General features: G+C 73.6%; 17 protein-coding genes and 1 tRNA gene. 8 read left to right on the top strand and 10 right to left on the bottom strand.

What is annotated here, in order from left to right:
• Positions 1-163: 163 nt before the first annotated feature.
• Entirely contained in the window at positions 164-1,156 is a 993-nt protein-coding gene (locus tag BJZ21_RS03415) for an NAD-binding protein (protein WP_179662469.1), read from the top strand.
• A 75-nt stretch (positions 1,157-1,231) separates the two neighbouring features.
• Positions 1,232-1,993, top strand: a complete 762-nt coding sequence (locus tag BJZ21_RS03410) for a dioxygenase family protein (RefSeq protein WP_179662468.1) — start codon at positions 1,232-1,234, stop codon at positions 1,991-1,993.
• A 48-nt stretch (positions 1,994-2,041) separates the two neighbouring features.
• Here the strand turns inward: BJZ21_RS03410 and BJZ21_RS03405 are convergent, their stop codons facing one another.
• Positions 2,042-2,242 (bottom strand): hypothetical protein, encoded by a 201-nt coding sequence (locus BJZ21_RS03405; protein WP_179662467.1) that lies wholly within the window; start codon positions 2,240-2,242, stop codon positions 2,042-2,044.
• Positions 2,243-2,307: 65 nt separating this feature from the next.
• On the bottom strand, positions 2,308-3,261 hold the full coding sequence (locus BJZ21_RS03400; protein ID WP_343051934.1) for an aldo/keto reductase: 954 nt from the start codon (positions 3,259-3,261) through the stop codon (positions 2,308-2,310).
• A gap of 52 nt (positions 3,262-3,313) precedes the next feature.
• On the opposite strand from BJZ21_RS03400, the gene pdxY reads away from it, so the two are divergent.
• The 3 genes from pdxY to BJZ21_RS03385 all read left to right on the top strand — a co-directional run bounded on the left by pdxY (position 3,314) and on the right by BJZ21_RS03385 (position 6,047).
• Positions 3,314-4,165, top strand: a complete 852-nt coding sequence (gene pdxY, locus BJZ21_RS03395; RefSeq protein ID WP_179662466.1) for a pyridoxal kinase PdxY — start codon at positions 3,314-3,316, stop codon at positions 4,163-4,165.
• Between the two features lie 128 nt (positions 4,166-4,293).
• Positions 4,294-5,112 carry an MEDS domain-containing protein gene (locus BJZ21_RS03390; protein WP_179662465.1) on the top strand — a complete coding sequence of 273 codons (819 nt, stop codon included), beginning with the start codon at positions 4,294-4,296 and terminating at the stop codon, positions 5,110-5,112.
• Positions 5,109-6,047, top strand: a complete 939-nt coding sequence (locus tag BJZ21_RS03385; RefSeq protein ID WP_179662464.1) for a sensor histidine kinase — start codon at positions 5,109-5,111, stop codon at positions 6,045-6,047. The genes BJZ21_RS03390 and BJZ21_RS03385 overlap by 4 nt, the downstream gene beginning before the upstream one ends.
• Positions 6,048-6,067: 20 nt before the next feature.
• Here BJZ21_RS03385 and BJZ21_RS03380 read toward each other — a convergent pair.
• The 3 genes from BJZ21_RS03380 to BJZ21_RS03370 form a co-directional block, all read right to left on the bottom strand.
• Positions 6,068-6,140, bottom strand: a tRNA-Thr gene (locus BJZ21_RS03380).
• A gap of 119 nt (positions 6,141-6,259) precedes the next feature.
• Entirely contained in the window at positions 6,260-7,171 is a 912-nt protein-coding gene (locus tag BJZ21_RS03375; RefSeq protein WP_179662463.1) for a transketolase family protein, read from the bottom strand.
• On the bottom strand, positions 7,168-7,833 hold the full coding sequence (locus tag BJZ21_RS03370; protein ID WP_218851265.1) for a thiamine pyrophosphate-dependent enzyme: 666 nt from the start codon (positions 7,831-7,833) through the stop codon (positions 7,168-7,170). The genes BJZ21_RS03375 and BJZ21_RS03370 overlap by 4 nt, the downstream gene beginning before the upstream one ends.
• 52 nt (positions 7,834-7,885) lie before the next feature.
• On the opposite strand from BJZ21_RS03370, the gene soxR reads away from it, so the two are divergent.
• Together soxR and BJZ21_RS03360 are read left to right on the top strand one after the other, a co-directional pair.
• Positions 7,886-8,359 (top strand): redox-sensitive transcriptional activator SoxR, encoded by a 474-nt coding sequence (soxR, locus tag BJZ21_RS03365; RefSeq protein WP_179662462.1) that lies wholly within the window; start codon positions 7,886-7,888, stop codon positions 8,357-8,359.
• 10 nt (positions 8,360-8,369) lie between these two features.
• Positions 8,370-9,581, top strand: coding sequence for a DUF4032 domain-containing protein (locus BJZ21_RS03360; RefSeq protein ID WP_179662461.1), 1,212 nt, complete (start codon positions 8,370-8,372; stop codon positions 9,579-9,581).
• Positions 9,582-10,218: 637 nt separating this feature from the next.
• Here BJZ21_RS03360 and BJZ21_RS03355 read toward each other — a convergent pair.
• The 4 genes from BJZ21_RS03355 to cysS all read right to left on the bottom strand — a co-directional run bounded on the left by BJZ21_RS03355 (position 10,219) and on the right by cysS (position 15,451).
• A complete protein-coding gene (locus BJZ21_RS03355; RefSeq protein WP_179662460.1) occupies positions 10,219-11,367 on the bottom strand; it encodes an acyl-CoA dehydrogenase family protein in 1,149 nt (382 codons plus the stop codon).
• A 65-nt stretch (positions 11,368-11,432) separates the two neighbouring features.
• Entirely contained in the window at positions 11,433-13,019 is a 1,587-nt protein-coding gene (locus tag BJZ21_RS03350) for a metallophosphoesterase family protein (RefSeq protein WP_343051933.1), read from the bottom strand.
• A 39-nt stretch (positions 13,020-13,058) separates the two neighbouring features.
• Entirely contained in the window at positions 13,059-14,003 is a 945-nt protein-coding gene (gene rlmB, locus BJZ21_RS03345; RefSeq protein WP_179662459.1) for a 23S rRNA (guanosine(2251)-2'-O)-methyltransferase RlmB, read from the bottom strand.
• On the bottom strand, positions 14,003-15,451 hold the full coding sequence (gene cysS, locus BJZ21_RS03340; RefSeq protein WP_179662458.1) for a cysteine--tRNA ligase: 1,449 nt from the start codon (positions 15,449-15,451) through the stop codon (positions 14,003-14,005). The genes rlmB and cysS overlap by 1 nt, the downstream gene beginning before the upstream one ends.
• Before the next feature lie 86 nt (positions 15,452-15,537).
• Here cysS and BJZ21_RS21640 point away from each other — a divergent pair, with 86 nt between their 5' ends.
• Positions 15,538-16,779: a C39 family peptidase gene (locus BJZ21_RS21640; RefSeq protein WP_179662457.1), complete on the top strand. Its 1,242-nt coding sequence runs from the start codon at positions 15,538-15,540 to the stop codon at positions 16,777-16,779.
• Between the two features lie 123 nt (positions 16,780-16,902).
• On the opposite strand, the gene BJZ21_RS03330 is transcribed toward BJZ21_RS21640, so the two are convergent.
• Positions 16,903-17,982: a hypothetical protein gene (locus BJZ21_RS03330; protein WP_179662456.1), complete on the bottom strand. Its 1,080-nt coding sequence runs from the start codon at positions 17,980-17,982 to the stop codon at positions 16,903-16,905.
• Positions 17,983-18,136 lie beyond the last annotated feature (154 nt).

Genomic DNA, 18,136 nt, shown 5'->3' with positions numbered 1-18,136 from the left:
TCGCTACTCGACCACCGAGAGGGAAGCGGGGTCTCGATACGCTCGCTGGCGCTCGCTACTCGACCACCGAGAGCCGGGCCGCACTCGACCACCGGGCCGCCGACTCGACGACCGGGCCGCCGACTCGACCACCGGCGGCGGCTCGGGGCGCTACCGTCACGACGTGGGCAGCGTACGTCGCCTGGTGGTCGCGCTGGCCGCGCTCGTCGCGGTCACGATCTTCGGCACGGTCGGCTACGTGTTGCTCGGCTTCAGCACGCTCGAGGCCGTCTACCAGACGGTCACCACGGTCTCGACCGTCGGCTTCCGCGAGGTCCGGCCGCTCGGCACCGCCGGGCAGGCCTTCACCATCGCGCTGATCATCGTCGGGGTCGGCACCGTCCTCTACAACCTCGGCGTGGCCCTGGAGATCCTCACCGAGGGCCAGCTCCGCCAGCACCTGGAAAGGCGACGCATGGACGCCCGGATCGCCGCACTGCGCGGCCACGTGATCATCTGCGGCTACGGCCGGGTCGGTCGGGCCGCGACCGACTTCCTCACCTCGGCCGGCCACGAGGTCGTGGTCGTCGACACCGATGCCGACCGGCTGGGCGACCTCCCGGCCGGTGTGTCGCACCTGGTCGGCGACGTGACCGAGGACCGGGTGCTGCGCGAGGCCGGGCTCGAGCACGCCCGGGCGGTCGTGGTGGCGCTCGACAACGACGCGGACACCGTCTACGCGACCCTCTCCGCGCGCGCGATGCGCCCGAACGTGGTGATCGTCGCGCGCGCCCGCACCACGGACTCCAAGGCCAAGCTGCGGCTCGCCGGCGCCACCCGCGCGGTCAACCCGCAGCGGATCGGGGGGCGCCGGCTGGCGGTGTTCGCGCTGCAGCCGGACGTGGCGGAGTTCTTCGACGTGGTGATGCACGACGAGAACGTCGACTGGCGGGTGCAGCAGGTCCCGGTCGCGGCCGGCTCGGAGGTGGCCGGCCGGTCGCTCGGCGAGCTGCGCATCCGCGCCCGGACCGGCGCGCTGCTCCTCGCCGTACGACGCTCCGCCGGCGACGGGCTCGAGCCGAACCCGTCCGACGCGCTGGTCGTCCCCGCCGGTGCCGTGCTGATCGCGCTCGGCACCCCGCCGGAGCTCGAGGCCCTGGCCGCCCTGGCCCGCTGAGGCGCCGGCTGGCGCGATCGGCTCCTGAGGAATAAAGTTTAATCCTCAACCATTGGAGCAGATGTGAACGACCGCATGCCCGCCCTCTACCTCGGCCACGGCGCACCCCCGCTGCTCGACGACCCGACCTGGTCCGGCCAGCTCGCCGCCTGGGCCGCCGACCTACCGCGCCCCCGGGCGATCCTCATCGTGAGCGCGCACTGGGAGTCCGCCCCGGTGAGCCTGTCCGCGAGCAGCGCCCCGCTCGTCTACGACTTCGGCGGCTTCGCGGAGAAGTACTACCGGATGACCTACGAGACCCCCGACGCCACCGCGCTCGCCCGGCGGATCGCCGCGCTGATGCCGGCCACCGAGCCGGTCCACCAGCACGCCAGTCGCGGGCTCGACCACGGCGCGTGGGTGCCGCTGAAGATCATGTACCCCGACGCCGACATCCCGGTGCTGCAGCTGTCGCTGCCCACCCAGGACCCGGCCCGGCTGATGAGGCTCGGCGAGCGGCTCCGGCCGCTGCGCGACGAGGGCGTGCTCATCATCGGGTCGGGCTTCCTCACCCACGGGCTGCCGTTCCTGACCTCGTGGCGCCTCGACGCCGCCGCCCCCGGCTGGTCGACCGACTTCGACGCCTGGGCCGCCGACGCGCTGGCCCGCGGCGACGTCGACGAGCTCGCCGGCTACCGCGCGCACGCCCCCGGGATGCCCTACGCGCATCCCACCGTCGAGCACTACACCCCGCTCTTCGTCACCCTCGGCGCGGCCACCGACCCCGAGGCCCCCGGCCTGCAGGTCATCGACGGGTTCTGGATGGGGCTGTCCAAGCGGTCGCTGCAGGTCGCCTGAGCAGCGGTCCGGACAGCACGGCGGCGCCGAGGACGGCGGTGGCGCGGGTCAGCTCAGCCGGACCGGGCGAGACCGCAGGCGCTCTGCGCGCCGGTCGCGGACGTACCAGAGCACCCACGTCACCGGGAACAGCAGACCGCTCGCCCCCGCGAGCGCCCAGCCGTTCCCGCGACGCCGCGCACCCGCTCCCGTGAGCACGCCGAGGGCGGCCACGACGAGCGCCGCGGATGCGACGAGGAGAACGACCACGCTCGACAGTGTCCCCCGAAGACGGACCCGCCGCACGCAGGAAGGCGACCCCGGAACCCCGCCGGCTACCCGGTGATCGCGTCCAGCTCGACCAGATCCTCGGCCGTCGGCTCCCAGCGCATCGCGGCCGCATTGGTACGGACCTGGTCGCCCGAGGTCGCGCCGGAGATGACCGAGGCGACCGCCGGCTGGGCGGCCAGCCCGGCGATCGCGACGTCGAGCATCGAGAGGTCGCGGACCTCGGCGTACTTGCCGACCGCCTCGATGCGGTCCCAGTCCGCGCTCTCCAGCCACTGCGCCCGGCTCGGGTCGAGCGCCGCGCGGGAGCCGGACGGCGCGCCCTCGCCGCGGCGGTACTTGCCGGTGAGCAGGCCGTACTCCAGCGGGAAGTAGGGCAGCACGCCGAGCCCGAACGTCTCACAGGCCGGCACCACCTCCTCCTCGATGGTGCGGTCGAGCAGGGAGTAGCGGTTCTGCACCGAGACGAATCGCTCCAGCCCCGCGGAACGCGCGGTCCAGTCGGCGTCGGCGACCTGCCAGCCGGCGAAGTTCGAGCAGCCGAGGTAGCCGATCTTGCCCTCGCGCACGAGGTCGGTGAGAACCGAGAGGGTCTCCTCGATCGGCGTCACCGGGTCGGGGGCGTGCAGCTGGTAGAGGTCGATGTGGTCGGTCCCCAGCCGGCGCAGCGAGGCCTCCACGGCCCGGCGTACGTAGCGACGCGCGCCGCGCACCCCGCGGTCCGCGCCGTTGGCGCCGCCCATGTCCATGCCGAACTTCGTGGCGAGCACGAACTCCTCGCGCTGCCCCTTCAGCGCCTCGCCGAGCAGCTCCTCCGAGCCGCCCGCGGGGTCGCCGTACACGTCGGCGGTGTCGAGCAGCGTGACGCCGGTGTCGCGGGCGGCCGTGAGGATGTCTCGCACGCCGGCGAGGTCCACGCGCCGGCTGAACGCGTTGCAGCCGATCCCGACCGCGCTCACCATCAGTCCCGAGTCGCCCAGCGGGCGATAGCTCATCTCCATGCCCCCGACCCTACGCAAGCGGGAGCAAGCGAGCCTTCCCTAGGATGCCCCGGTGAAGATCCTGTCGATCCAGTCCTCGGTGGCCTACGGCCACGTCGGCAACTCCGCCGCCGTCTTCCCGTTGCAGCGCCTGGGCCACGAGGTCTGGCCGGTCCTCACTGTGCACTTCTCCAACCACACCGGGTACGGCGAGTGGCGCGGTCCGCTGCTGGCGCCCGACGACGTGCGCGACGTGATCACCGGCATCGAGGAGCGCGGGGTGCTCGGCGAGGCCGACGCGGTGCTGTCGGGCTACCAGGGCGACCCGGCGGTCGGCGCGGTCATCCTCGACGCGGTCGCCCGGGTCAAGGAGCTGAACCCCGACGCGGTCTACTGCTGCGACCCGGTGATGGGTGACGTCGGGCGCGGGATGTTCGTGCGCCCCGGGATCCCGGAGTTCATGCGCGACACCGTGGTGCCGAGCGCCGACATCATCACGCCGAACCAGTTCGAGCTCGACTTCCTCGCCGGGCGCACCACGAGCACGCTGGCCGAGGTGCTCGACGCGGTCGACGTCGTACGCGAGGGCGGGCCGCGCGACGTGCTGGTCACCAGCGTGCTGCACGCCGACATCCCCGAGGGCACCCTCGACCTGGTCGCGGTCTCCGACGAGGGCGCCTGGGCGGTGAACACGCCGCTGCTCCCGATCACGCCGAACGGCTGCGGCGACGTCACCGCCGCGCTCTACCTCGCCCACCTGCGCACGTCCGGGTCGCCCGAGGCGGCGCTGGCCAGCACCGCCTCCTCCGTCTTCGCCGTGCTCGAGCGGACGATCGCCGCCGGCACCCGGGAGATCCAGCTGGTCGCCGCGCAGGACGCGCTGGCCGTGCCGCCGCTGAACTTCGAGGTGCGCCGGCTGCGCTGACCCGGCCGTCCGGCCGGCGTGACCCCTGGGGCTGGCGGTGAGCCTGCCACCGATCCGGCCCCGCAGACGGTGGATGGTGCACCGCTCCGACCGGGTGCGGGCCGCGGGTGGCGGGTATGTTGGAGACCGTGAGGGCCCACGGCTGGCGCCCTGGGTGGGACGGGCACCTGCTGCTGTTCTACGACCAGGAGGCGCAGCGACGCGCCGGTGTCGCTGCGTGGGTGGGGCGCGGCCTCGACCTGGGGTCGAAGATCATCTACACCGAGCCCGGCGACGCCCCCGCCGACCGGTCGCTGCGGGGGATGCTCGAGGGCGACCCGCACGCCCTCGAGGCGCTCGACCGCGGTCAGATCCAGGTCGTCCCGGCCGAGCGGACGTCGTACGAGCTGAGCTTCATGGAGACCGTCGTCGACGAGGCGCTCTCCGAGGGCTACCCGTCGGTCCGGTGGTCCGCGGACGCCTCCGCGGCCTGGCAGGTGATGCCACGCCGTCGTCACGAGCAGCTCGAGCAGGCGACCGACCGGCTCTGCCTGTCCCGTCCGCTGTCGGCGATGTGCCAGTACCGGACCCCGGAGTCCGGGGAGGCGGCCTGGTCCCTGAGCCGGTCGCACCGCGCCGGGCTGCGGGAGCAGCTGTTCCAGGCCGCGACGGTGGAGGGTGGCCTGGCGCTGGCCGGCGAGCTCGACATCGCCAGCCAGGACACCCTGCGCTCGCTGCTGGCCACCGCGACCACGGGGCTCGGGCAGGATCCCTTCGTGCTCGATCTGAGCTGGGTGGACTTCCTCGACCTGCCTGGCGCCCGGGCACTGATGCTGGGGACCGGCGCTCACCGCGACCGCGGCGGCCAGGTCCTGCTGCAGGCCCCGCGGCCCCACGTCGAGCACCTCATCCACCTGCTCGGCATCGACCAGAAGGACGGGATCCAGCTAGGAGGCCGGCCGCGATGACGACACACCCCGACTACAGGCACAGCGTGATGGTCCACGACACCGACGAGGAGCTCGTCTCGGTGACGGAGGCCTTCGTCGCCCGGGGGCTGGCGTCGGGCGCCGAGGTGCTGGTGCACAGCAGCAGCGACCGGGTCGAGCTGGTGCGCGGGGTGATCGGCGCGCACCCCGGGCTCGAGTACGCGCTGGACGAGGATCTGTACGACGCCCCCGCGCGCACCCTGTTCGACTACCAGCGCGTGCTGGCCGAGCGGGCGGGGACCCGCCCCCTCTGGGTGACCGGCACCGTCCCGCTCGGCCGGGACGCCGCGGAGCAGGCCTCCTGGCACCGCTACGAGTCGGCCGTGGACCAGGCCCTCGGCGCCTTCGCGTTCGCCGCGCTGTGCACCTACGACACCCGCACCCGTCCGCCGTGGGTGATCGCCGCCGCCCGGGCCACGCACCGCACCGTCAACGTCGACCTCACCGACCGGCACAACCAGCGCTACGTCGAGCCGACGACGTTCCTGTCCAGCCCGCTCGCGGGGCGCCCCGAAGCGCCGACCACCCCGCCGTCGGCCGCCACCGTCGTCCTGGACCTCTCGCAGCTCTCGGTCGCCCGGGAGCTGGTCCAGGACGGTGCCGTCCGGCACAGCGCCCTGTCGCGAGGGGCGATCGAGGGGCTCCGGGTCGCGGTCAACGAGGTCGCCACGAACGGCCTCGTCCACGGGCGGCCCCCGGTGCGGCTGACCCTCTGGGCGGAGGTGGGGCGCCTGACCTGCCTGGTCGAGGACTCCGGGCCCGGCCTCCTCGACGCCATGACCGGCTACCGGCGGCCCGAGGGATCGCGCTCGCTGGGGATGTGGGCCGCGCGCCAGCTGGTCGACGACCTGCAGATCGGTCGCTCGTCCTCGGGCGGCTGCAGCGTGCTGCTCACGATCACCGAGGCACTCTGAGCAGCCTCGGCGAGCGGCGGAGCCGGTGACAGGAGTCGAACCCGCGACATTTCGCTTACAAGGCGAACGCTCTACCAACTGAGCTACACCGGCGGCGCCGCGACCCGGGCCACGGCGAGGCCACATGCTAGTCGGCGCTTCGGCGGGTCGCGTGGGCCAGGGTGCGCCGGGGCGCACCCCGGCCCGCCCGCCTCCGGTCCCGCCTCGGGTCCTCAGGTCGCCGCCCCCAGGAAGCCGTCGAGCGAACGGCGCAGGCCGGCCGCGTCGAGGCCGTGGGCGCGGACGTGGTCCTCGGGCGACCCGTAGCGGCGCAGCTCCTCCCGGCCCACCCCCAGCGCGAGCAGCCGGTGCGGGACGTCGTGCAGCGCCTCGGCGACCACGCGCGAGGAGGTGCCGGCGAGCCAGGGCTCGACCAGCACGACCTCCGGGGTGCCGAGCACCGCGCGCAGGCCGCGGCCGTCGAACGGCCGGACCGTGCTCGAGTAGAGCACCGTCACGTCCAGCCCCTCGGTCGCCGCGAGCGCGGCGTCGAGGACCGGGCCGAGCGCGATCACGGTCGCCCCCGACCCCCGGCGTACGACGTGCAGACGGCCCCGCGCCTCGGGGAAGGAGCGGGTGTTGACCTGCTCGACGACCCGCACGTAGTGCAGCCCCGCGCCCGCGACCGTGCGCCGCAGCACCGCGTCGACCTCCTGCGGCGTCGACGGCGCATGGATCGAGACGCCGGGCAGCGTGTCGAGCAGCGCCACGTCGCCGGGCGTCTGGTGGGTGCGACCGCCCTCGGCGACGTCGAACGAGCCGCCCGAGCCGACCAGCACGCCACCGACGCCCTGGTGTCCGAAGCCGAGCTTGACCTGCTCGAAGGCCCGCTCGACGAGGAACGAGCCGAACGTGTGCACGATCGGGCGCAGGCCCGTCAAGGCCATCCCCGCGCCCACGTTGACCAGCAGCTGCTCCCGGATGCCGACGTTGACCACCCGGTCGGGGTGCCGCGCCTCCACCGGGCCGAAGAACTGGCCGGAGATCTCGGCGTACACGAGGGCGACCGACAGGTCGGCGTCGACCAGGCCGGCGGCGGTGCGGGTGAACTGGACCCGGTTCGAGCCGGGGTTCGAGGTGCTCACTTCTTCTCCTCCACGACGGCGACGACCGCGTTCGGGCGGCCGACCTCACGGTGCGACAGGGCCTTCTCCAGGACGTCGTGGTCCCGCCCGTCGACGGTCACGGCGTGCCAGCCCTCGACGGCGAAGCGCTGCTCGATCCGGCCCGGCACGGCGTACGACGAGGACCGGTTGTCGACCACGACCACCGTCAGCGCGTCCAGCTCCAGCGCGGACGCGAGCTCGAGCGCCTCGTGGTTGCTGCCCTCGTCCAGCTCCGCGTCGCCGACCAGCACCACGACCCGGGAGCCGATGCCCTGGGCCCGCAGCCCGAGCGCCGTCCCCACCGCCAGCGGCAGGCCGTGCCCGAGCGAGCCGGACGCGATCTCGACCCCGGGCACCAGGTTGCGGTCGGGGTGGCGGCCCAGCGGGGAGTCCCACGACGCCCAGCCGGTCAGCCAGTCCTCGGGGAAGAAGCCCTGCGCGCACAGGATCGCGTAGTAGGCCATCGGCCCGTGCCCCTTCGAGAGCAGGAACCGGTCCCGGTGGGCGTCCCCCGCGCGCTGCGGGCTCACGTCGAGCACCCGCTCGTAGAGCACCTGGATCACGTCCAGCGTCGAGGTCGCGGCGGCCGAGTGCTTCTCGTCCCCGGTCATCAGGCTCATCAGTCTCTTGATCTCGCTCACGGAACCGATCCTGTGACTTGAAGTTCACTTCAAGTCAAGGCATGGTGGCGACGTGCACCAGCTCACGATCGGCCAGCTCTCCGAGCGCGCGGGGGTCGCGACCTCGGCGATCCGGTTCTACGAGTCCCGCGGCCTCGTCCACTCCGTGCGCACCACCGGCAACCAACGCCGGTTCGAACAGCCCACGCTGCGGCGGCTGGCGTTCATCCGCGCCGCCCAGCGCGTCGGCCTCACGCTCGAGGAGGTCGCCGACGCGCTCGCGACCCTGCCGGAGCACCGCACGCCCACCAAGGCCGACTGGAGGCGGCTGAGCCGCGACTGGCGGCCGCGCCTCGACGAGCAGATCGAGCGGCTGGAGCGGCTGCGCGACAAGCTCGACGGCTGCATCGGCTGCGGCTGCCTGAGCCTGCGCACCTGCGCCCTGAACAACCCGCACGACGAGGTGGCCGACCGGGGACCGGGCGCGGTCTTCCTCGAGCCCAGCGCGGGGGGCCGCGGAGTGTCCGGACGCCGCCGTACCCCCTAGCCTGAGGCCCATGGCGCTGCGCATCGTGACGGCCCGTCCCGACCCGGCGATGATCACCCTCCCCTGGTCGACCCCGCTCGAGGAGTGGACCGACGAGCACGTCGTCCCCCTCCCCCGCGGCCTGTCCCGGCACGTGGTGCGCATCGTCCGGCTCGGCGACCGGACCTACGCGATCAAGGAGACCCAGGAGGAGATCGCCTACCGGGAGTACCGCCTGCTCCGCGACCTGCAGCGGCTGGGCCTGCCGGCCGTCGTCCCCCAGGGCGTGGTGACCGGCCGGGTCGACGAGCACGGCGAGGAGCTGCCCGCGGCGTTGCTGACCCAGCACCTGCAGTTCTCGCTGCCGTACCGCAGCCTGTTCAGCCACGGCCTCACCGCCGACAACCTGCCCTCGCTGGTCGACGCGATGGTGGTGCTGCTGGTGCGGCTGCACCTGGCCGACTTCTTCTGGGGCGACGTGTCCCTGTCCAACGTGCTCTTCCGGCGCGACGCCGGCGGCTTCGCGGCGTACCTCGTCGACGCCGAGACCGGCGAGCTCAAGCCGAGCCTGTCCAAGCAGATGCGGGAGTACGACGTCACGGTGGCGACCGAGAACGTCTTCGCCGAGCTGCTCGACCTGCAGGCCAGCGACTCCCTCGACCACGAGGTGCAGGCCCACGAGATCATCGAGATGCTGGCCGACCGCTACCAGGCGCTGTGGTGCGAGCTGACCGCCGAGGAGCAGTTCTCCTCCGACGAGGTGTGGCGGATCGAGCGCCGCATCGAGCGGCTCAACGACCTCGGGTTCGACGTCGACGAGCTGGACATCATCACGGACTTCGACGGCGACCAGGTGCGGATCCAGCCCAAGGTCGTGGAGCTCGGCCACCACCGCCGCGAGCTCCAGGGGCTGACCGGGCTCAACGTCGAGGACGCTCAGGCCCGACGGCTGCTCAACGACATCGCGTCGTTCACCGCGACCTTCGACCTCGGGCGCGAGGACCGGTCGCTGGTGGCGAACCGGTGGCTGACCCAGGTCTACGACCCGGTCGTCGCGATGATCCCCCGCGAGGCCCGCGGCAAGCTCGAGCCGGCCGAGGTGTTCCACGAGATCCTCGTGCACCGGTGGTACCTCTCCGAGCGCGCCGGCCACGAGGTCTCGATCCTCGACACCGCCCGCGACTACATCGACACCGTCCTGGCCCAGAAGCCGGACGAGGCGATCACCACGTTGCCCGACTGACACCCGCCCCCGCCGAGTCGGCGCTCGTTGACACCCCAGCGCACGCCGAGTCGGCGCACGTTGACACCCCAGCGCACGCCGAGTCGGCGCTCGTCGACACCCCAGGGCACGCCGAGTCGGCGCTCGTTGACACCCCAGGGCACGCCGAGTCGGCGCTCGTTGACACCCGACCCCCGTCGTACGGCGTCAACCTGCGCCGAGTCGGCGAGACCAGCCCCCGCCGTACGGCGTCAACCTGCGCCGACTCGGCGTCACCAACCCCCGTCGTACGGCGTCAACCTGCGCCGACTCGGCGAGACCAGCCCCCGCCGTACGGCGTCAACCTGCGCCGACTCGGCGTCACCGGCCCCGGTCGTACGGCGTCAACCTGCGCCGACTCGGCGAGACCAACCCCCGCCACACCGGCGTCAACCTGCGCGACTCGGCGTCACCAACCCCCGCCGTACGGCGTCAACCTGCGCCGCCTCGGCGAGACCAACCCCCGCCACACCGGCGTCAACCTGCGCCGACTCGGCGTCACCAACCCCCGCCGTACGGCGTCAACCTGCGCCGACTCGGCGTCACCAGCGCCCGCCACCCCGTCAACGTGCGCCGGCTCGGCGACCTCCCACCCGTCAACCTGCGCCGACTCGGCGGGTCAGCGCAACAGGTCGCGGCCGATGACCATCCGCTGGATCTGGTTGGTGCCCTCGAAGATCTGGGTGACCTTGGCGTCGCGGAAGAGCCGTTCGACCGGGTAGTCGCGGGTGTAGCCGTTGCCGCCGAGCACCTGCACGGCGTCGGTGGTGACCCGCATGGCGGCGTCGGTGGCGCTCACCTTGGCGATCGAGGCCTGCCGGGAGAACGGGCGGCCGGCGTCCTTGAGCCGGGCGGCGTGGAGGTACGTCGCCCGCGCCCGCTCGACCTCGGCGGCCATGTCGGCGAGCAGGAACTGCAGCCCCTGCTGCTCCCCGATCGGCCGGCCGAACTGGACCCGCTCGCCGGCGTACGCGACCGCGTGGGCCAGCGCGGCCTGGGCGATCCCGGTGGCGACCGCAGCGATGCCGAGCCGGCCGGCGTCCAGCGCGGAGAGCGCGACCCGCATGCCGGCGCCCTCCTCCCCGACCAGCCGATCGGCGGGGATCCGGGCGCCGTCGAAGAGCACCTGGGTGGTGACGTCGCAGGCCAGGCCCATCTTCCTCTCGGGGGCGCCGAAGGCCATCCCCGCGGTGTCGGCCGGGACCACGAACGCCGACAGGCCCCGCTTGGGGTCCTCGGCGGTGCGGGCGAAGAGGATGTAGTAGTCGGCGCAGGAGCCATTGCTGATCCACTGCTTGGTGCCGTGCACGACGTACTCCTCCCCCTCGCGGACCGCGCGGGTGCGGATCCCGGAGACGTCGGAGCCGGCCTGCGGCTCGGAGAGGCAGTAGGCGCCGAGCCAGTCGCCGGAGAGCATCTGCGGCAGCCACCGGGCGCGCAGCTCGTCGCTGCCGTTGTGGTCCACGACCGAGGCGGTCAGCGTGTGCACGCTGGTGCCGACCGCGACGCTGGGCCAGGCGGTGGCGATCTCCTCGACCACCTGCAGGTAGACCTCGTAGGGCTGCCCGCCGCCGCCGTGCTCCTCGGCGAACGGCAGGCTCAACAGCCCGGACTTCCCCAGCAGCCGGTAGGCCTCGACGGGGAACACCCCGGCCTCCTCGGCCTCGGCCACCTGGGGCGCGAGCTCCCGGGTCGCGATCTCGCGAGTGAGCTCGAGGAGGGCCTCGGCCTCCTCGGTGGGCAGCAGACGCTCGAAACTCGCGGGCATGCCGTCGATCCTAGGACCGGACCGCGGTCCTCCCGAATCTCGGTGGGCGAGACCCCGGCGCCCGATCAGCGCGACCCGGCCGCCGACGTGTCCCCGTGCGCCGTCGGCGACTCGGTCACGAACTCGTGACCGTCCAGCCGGGGCGGCGAGGAGAGGTCGGCGGTGACGTGCAGCGGCAGGTAGTCGCGCACGTGGAAGACGCCGTTGGTCTGCAGGATCACCGGCTGCAGGCCGACCGGTCGGCCGTCGCGGTAGGTCACCAGCGTCACCTCGGCCTCACGGCGCAGCTTGCTGCCGACGGCGATGGCGTACGCCGCGCCGCCGGTCGTGCCGTTGGTGTAGGTGTAGCCGGCCTCGCCGTGCTGGCCGACCACCCGCGTGGGGCCGACCTGGACGTGCAGGTGGCCGGCCAGCACCAGGTCGGTGCAGCCGCGCTGCAGCGCCTCGCGGGCCAGGTCGGCGTCGTGCACGAGCATCGTGGTGACCCGCTGCGGTGCCTCGCAGGCGACGTCGGCCAGCCGGTGGCCGACCTCGTCGAAGCTCAGCCCGGTCTCGTCGCGCCAGTCGCCCAGCCCGCTCGAGCGCGGGTCGTCGACACCGAGCAGGGTCGTGCCCGCCGGGCCGTCCACGACCTCGCCCTCCAGCATCGTCCAGCCGTGGTCGTCGAGGTAGGAGTGCACGAACGGCCCGTGGTCGTGGTTGCCGGCGACGCCCCAGCGCGGGAGGTCGTCGAACGCCGCGTTCAACGAGTCCAGCGAGAACGCCTCCCAGCTGTTGCCGGTCGAGGTGTCGTCGCCGGCGTCGAAGACCGCCGTCGCCCCGCCGGCGTCACCGATCGCCCGGGCGACCTTGTCCATGCCGATGTTGTCGTGCCGGTCCGAGACCAGCAGCACCACCGTCTCGCCGTCCTCCGGCCGGCGCAGGTCCAGCTGCCGGGCGGCGGTCACGGCCCGGGCGTAGAAGGCCTTGCTCTTGTCATAGGTGCTGATCGCGCTCTCGATCAGCCGCCGGGTCTGGTTGGTGGTCACGTCCCCGCGCACCTCGATGCCCGCGGCCTCCGCCGGCAGCGGCACCTCGGGCCCGAGGAACTCGCCCAGCGGCATCCATCCGCGCCCGGACTCCACCGGGTCGTCGCTGCTCTGCCACGGCTGCCAGAACGCGAGCACCAGCACCGCGCATCCCAGGCCGCTCAGCGCGCCGGCCGGGGAGCGGGTACGCCGGTAGAGCTCGAGCCGCCGCGGCCGGCCGAGCAGCAGCCACACCACGATCGGGACCGAGCCGACGACCGCGCCGCGCAGCAGCGCCGACCAGAGCATGTCGACGAGCGCCTCGCGCACCTTGGCCACCTGGCCCTCGGGCTGGCTGGCGATGTAGGCGTAGCGCCGGACCAGCTCCTGGGTGGACTTCGCGTCGGTCTTGCCGAGCCGGATGTCCACGCCGAGCCGGTGGCCGCTGTCCATCCGCAGGTCCGGCAGCACCGGGCCGGTGCGCAGGACGACCTCGCCCTGCAGGTTCGGCCGCAGCACCGCGTCGTGGCTGGCCAGCACGATCGTGCGGCTGCTCAGCAGGAAGAACGCCAGCGACGCGAGCAGGGTCACCACCAGCCACACGGCGACGTACGCCACCACGCGACCGGCCCGCGACACCCGCACCCCCGTCCCCCTCAGGCCACGTCAGCCAGGTCAGCCACGTCAGCCACGGGCTCGCGCGATCGCGTACAGGGCCACCGAGGCGGCCACGCCGGCGTTCAGCGACTCCAGCTGGTTGGACATCGGGATCGACACCAGCTGGTCGCAGGTCTCCGCGACCAGTCGACCCAGGCCCTTGCCCTCCGAGCCGACCACGACCACCAGCGGACCGTCGGCGAGGTCGAGGTCGGGCAGCGACACGTCGCCGTCGGCGGCCAGGCCGACCACCATGCAGCCCGCGTCCTGGTAGGCCTTGAGCTGGCGCACCAGGTTGACCGTCTGCGCCACCGGCACCCGGGCCGCCGCGCCCGCGCTGGTCTTCCACGCCGAGGCGGTCATACCGGCCGCCCGCCGCTCGGGGATCAGCACGCCGTGGGCGCCGAATCCGGCGGCGCTGCGCACGATCGCACCGAGGTTGCGCGGGTCGGTCACCGAGTCGAGCGCCACGACCAGCGGCGGCTCGCCCGCCTCCCGGGCGCGCTCGAGCAGGTCGTCGGGGTGGGCGTACTCGTACGCCGGGAGCCGCGCCGCCAGGCCCTGGTGCACGGCGCCGCCGGTCATCCGGTCCATCTCGCCGCGGCTGACCTCGGCCAGGCTCAGGCCGCGCTCGGCCGCCAGCGCGAACGCCTCGCGGAGCCGGCCGTCGCGCTCGGCGCCCTCGGCGACGTAGACCCCGGTGACCGGGACGCCCTCGCGCAGCACCTCCACGACCGAGTTGCGGCCCGCGACCCACTCGGCCTCGGAACCGGCCTGCTTGCGCCGGGGGCGCGCCTGGCTCTCCTTCTGGGCGCGCTGGACGGCCTTGTACGCCTTGTGGTTGGGGCGGTCCTTGGCCTTCGGGGTGGGGCCCTTGCCCTCGAGCCCACGCTTGACCCGGCCGCCGGAGCCGACGGTCGCGCCCTTGCTGGACTTGCGGATCGCGCCCCTGCGCTGCGAATTGCCAGCCATCAGTTGTTGCCTTCCAGGGCCCACTTGGGGCCGGTCGGGGTGTCCTCGATCTCGATGCCCGCGGCCTTGAGCCGGTCGCGGATCGCGTCGGCGGCCACGAAGTCCCTGGCCGCCCGTGCCTCGGCGCGCTGCTCGAGCAGGCCGGCCACCAGCGCGTCGACCGCCTGGGTGAGCCGCTCGTCCCCGCGGCCCGCCCGCCCGGCCCACGCGGCGTCGTACGGCGAGAGCCCGAGCACGTCGAGCATCGCGAGCACCGACCCCAGGTTGCCACGCAGGGCCGCCCGGTCCGCGCCGGAGCCGCTCGCGCCGGCGTCGGCCGCGAGCAGCCTGTTGCCCTCGCGGACCACGTCGTGGATCGCCGCCATCGCCGCCGGCGTGCCGAGGTCGTCATCCATCGCCTCGACGAACGAGGCGCACGGGATGCCGTCGGCCGGGACCTCGCCGACCAGCTCGACCGCGCGGGCGACGTACCCCTCGATCCGCCGGAAGCCGACCGCGGCCTCCTCCAGCGCCTCGAAGCTGAACTCCACGTGGCTGCGGTAGTGCGCGGAGACCAGGTAGTAGCGCAGCTCGATGCCGCGGAACCGCTGCAGCACGGCCGGGATGGTGAGGCTGTTGCCCAGCGACTTGCTCATCTTCTCGCCGGCGGTGGTGATCCAGGCGTTGTGCATCCAGTACGACGCGAACGGCCTGCCCGCCGCGCGGGACTGGGCCTGCTCGTTCTCGTGGTGGGGGAAGCGCAGGTCGACGCCGCCGCCGTGGATGTCGAAGGCCGGGCCGAGGTACTTCCCGGCCATCGCCGAGCACTCGATGTGCCAGCCCGGACGCCCCGGGCCCCACGGGCTGGACCAGGCGGCGGTCTCCGGCTCGGTGGCCTTCTTCCAGCCCTTCCACAGCGCGAAGTCGCGGGGGTCCCGCTTGCCGCGCGGGTCGGCGTCCTCGGCGGCCTCCATGTCGTCGATCCTCTGGTGGGTCAGCTCGCCGTACGCCGGCCAGGACCGCACGTCGAAGTAGACGTCGCCGGAGCCGTCCTCGGCGGCGTAGGCGTGGCCCCGGGCGATCAGCGCGGAGATCAGCTCGATCATCTCGGGCACGTGCCCGGTCGCGGCCGGCTCATAGGTCGGCGGCGCGACGTTGAGCGCGGCGTACGCCTTGTCGAGCTCGCGGTGCATGCGGTAGCCGAGCTCGTACCAGGCCAGGCCCTGCTCGACGGACTTGACCAGGATCTTGTCGTCGATGTCGGTGACGTTGCGGATGAACGTCACGTCGTAGCCGACGTGGCGCAGCCAGCGCTGCAGCACGTCGAAGTTGACCCCGGAGCGGACGTGGCCGACGTGCGGCTCGCTCTGCACGGTCAGGCCACACACGTAGAGACCCGCCCTCCCCTCCTCGAGGGGGACGAAGTCACGGACTTCGCGGGTCGCGGTGTCGTACAGCCTGAAGCTCACCCGCCTCATTCTAGGAGTACGGCGGGGCGCGCCCCGCATCCTCGAACCCTGGGACGGGTGGGGCTGAAGTGACCTATCGTCGACGGGTGCGCCCCCTCCGCTGCCCCCGCCCCGTCCGCACCCTGCTCCCCGGCCTGCTTGCGGGCCTGCTCGTCGGGGGGCTGCCCGGCCTCGGCCCGGCCGCCCCGGCGGTGGCCGCGGGGCGCTGGCCACCGCCGCGGGAGATCTCCTACACCGAGTGGCAGCCCGGGCTCGCCCTGGACGGGGCGTCGGTGCGGCACCGCCGCTACGACGGCCGGCAGTACGACGTGGCCCGGTGGGTCGGCCCGTGGGTCTCCCCCGGCTTCGGGCCGACCCAGCTCGTGGCGTCGTGGTCGGCGCGCACCCCCGGCGACAGCTGGATCGAGGTGCGCGTGCGCGGCCGGGCCGCCGACGGCACCCGGTCCTCGTGGGACGTGCTCGGGCGCTGGACCTCCGGTGACCGGTTCACCCGGCGCACGTCGGTCTCGGGGCAGGCCGACGACCTGGCCTCGGTCGACACCGACACCTGGCAGGTGCACGCCGACAGCGGGCTGACGTCGTACCGGCTCGACGTGCGGGTGATGCGCCGCAGCGGCGCGCACACGAGGAGCCCGGTGGTCTCGACGATCGGCGCGATGGCCTCGCGGGTGCCGTCGGGCACCGTGCCGACCTCCGCGCCGGGCCGCGCCAGCCGCGCGGGGATCGTGCTGGACGTGCCGCGCTACTCGCAGATGGCGCACCGCGGCCACTACCCCGCCTGGGGTGGCGGCGGCGAGGCGTGGTGCTCGCCGACGTCGACCTCGATGGTGCTGGGCTACTACGGCGACCTGCCCCGGCCCCGGTCCTACGACTGGATCCCGGCCGGCCACACCGACCCGTGGGTCGACGAGGCCGCGCGGTCGACGTACGACGCGGCCTACCAGGGCACCGGCAACTGGCCGTTCAACGCCGCCTTCGCCGCCCCGCTGGCCGGCCACGCGTTCGTGACCCGGCTGCGCTCGCTGCACGAGGCCGAGCGGTTCATCGCGGTCGGCATCCCGCTGGTCGCCTCGATCTCCTTCGGCGCCGGGCAGCTCTCGAACGCCCCGATCTCCTCCACCAACGGGCACCTGGTGGTGATCCGCGGCTTCACCACCGCCGGCGACGTGGTGGTCAACGACCCGGCCGCCGGGCACCGCCGGGGCGTGCGCCGCACCTACGACCGCGCCCAGTTCGAGGACGCCTGGCTGGCCCGCTCCGGCGGCCTGGTCTACGTCATCCGCGACGACGCCCACCCGCTCCCCGGCGGCCACCACAGCAACTGGTGACCGTCGAGTTGGGCCTTCCGCCGGGTTGAGTTGGGCCCCCCGCCGGGTTCAGTCGGGCCCCCCGCCGCGTTCAGTCGGGCCTCCCGCCGCGGGACGCCCGACTGAACAGCGGGGGCGCGGGGCTCAGCCGCGGTGGACCCGCCGCGCGCCGGCCACCAGCAGCAGCGCACCGGAGACCAGCAGCAGGGCCGGGACAACGGGCTCCTGCGACCGACGACCCGGGGTCGCCCCCGCCGGGGCCGGCCGGGCGCCGGCAGGGGCCGCGGCCAGGCCGGCGTCGATGACGGTCGGCACCGGCGAACCGGACCCGTGCGCCCACGAGGGGCCGGACGAGGGGCCGGACGACGGCGTGGACGCCTGGGCGGAGTCCACCTCGATGTCGGAGCACGCGCCCGACTTCACCGGGGACTCGTGCGTGGTCCGGTGCTTGACCGTCGGGCCGGGCACCCAGGTGTCGGTCCCGTCGTCCCAGACGTAGGGCGTGGTGGTGGTCACCGTCGTCGTCACCCGCACCCGGTCCTGGCAGTCCAGGTGCGTCCAGGTGTGCGTCGAGTGCTGGGCCGGCGGGTGGTGCGGCTTCGGCGCACAGCCGTGGTCGGCCTGCTCCTGGGTCGTCCACGGCGTGAACGCCCCGTGGGTGACGGTGGCGGTCGTGTCGGTGACCAGGTCCCAGGTGTCGGTCTGGTCGTTGAAGACGTAGGTGTCGGTGTACTCCTCGTCGTAGGCCAGCGAGCCGGCGCCGTACGTCGTGCCCTGGAACGTCACGTCGCAGCCGTCGAGCAGCTGCTGGTCGGAGCGCTCGACGTCGGGCGGCGGCGTGCACGGCGTCCCCCCGGGTTGCGAGCCCGGCAGGTCCGGGCAGGCGTCGGGCGGCGGCGTCCCGCAGGGACCGACCGTGCCGGCGTCCTCGCCGTGGTAGCTCCCGTCGGCCGCCTCGACGAAGGCCGACCAGTCGACGGCCGTCCCGTCCTGGGGGACCGGGAAGGTCCGGTCGAAGGACGACCCGAAGGTGCCGTCCTGGGTCACGCCGTCGATGGTCACCGACCAGCGGTTCGGCATGTTCGCGTCATAGGCGGTGGCGCCCACGTGGACGCCGCCGCAGTCGGCGCTGATCTCGGGCGTGTGCGCCGAGGCCGGCAAGGTTGTCAGCACGGTCGCCCCCAGCGACAGCACCGGCACGGTCAAGGCCGCGATGATTCTCATGATCGATCCCCCCAGATCTCGGATGTCCGCTGCCAGATCCGAGATGCTGCGGTGCCGAAGCAGTACCCCGGCGCGTCCGTGGCCGAAACAGCCCTCTAGACCTGTCCCTCCCACCGGCAGACGTGCGGCGCGACCCGGGTGCGGCCGGACGTCT

Source organism: Nocardioides panaciterrulae (assembly GCF_013409645.1).
Classification (GTDB): Bacteria; Actinomycetota; Actinomycetes; order Propionibacteriales; family Nocardioidaceae; genus Nocardioides; species Nocardioides panaciterrulae.
Note: the sequence above shows the minus strand (reverse complement) of the source record. Positions and strands in the feature narration are given on the sequence as shown.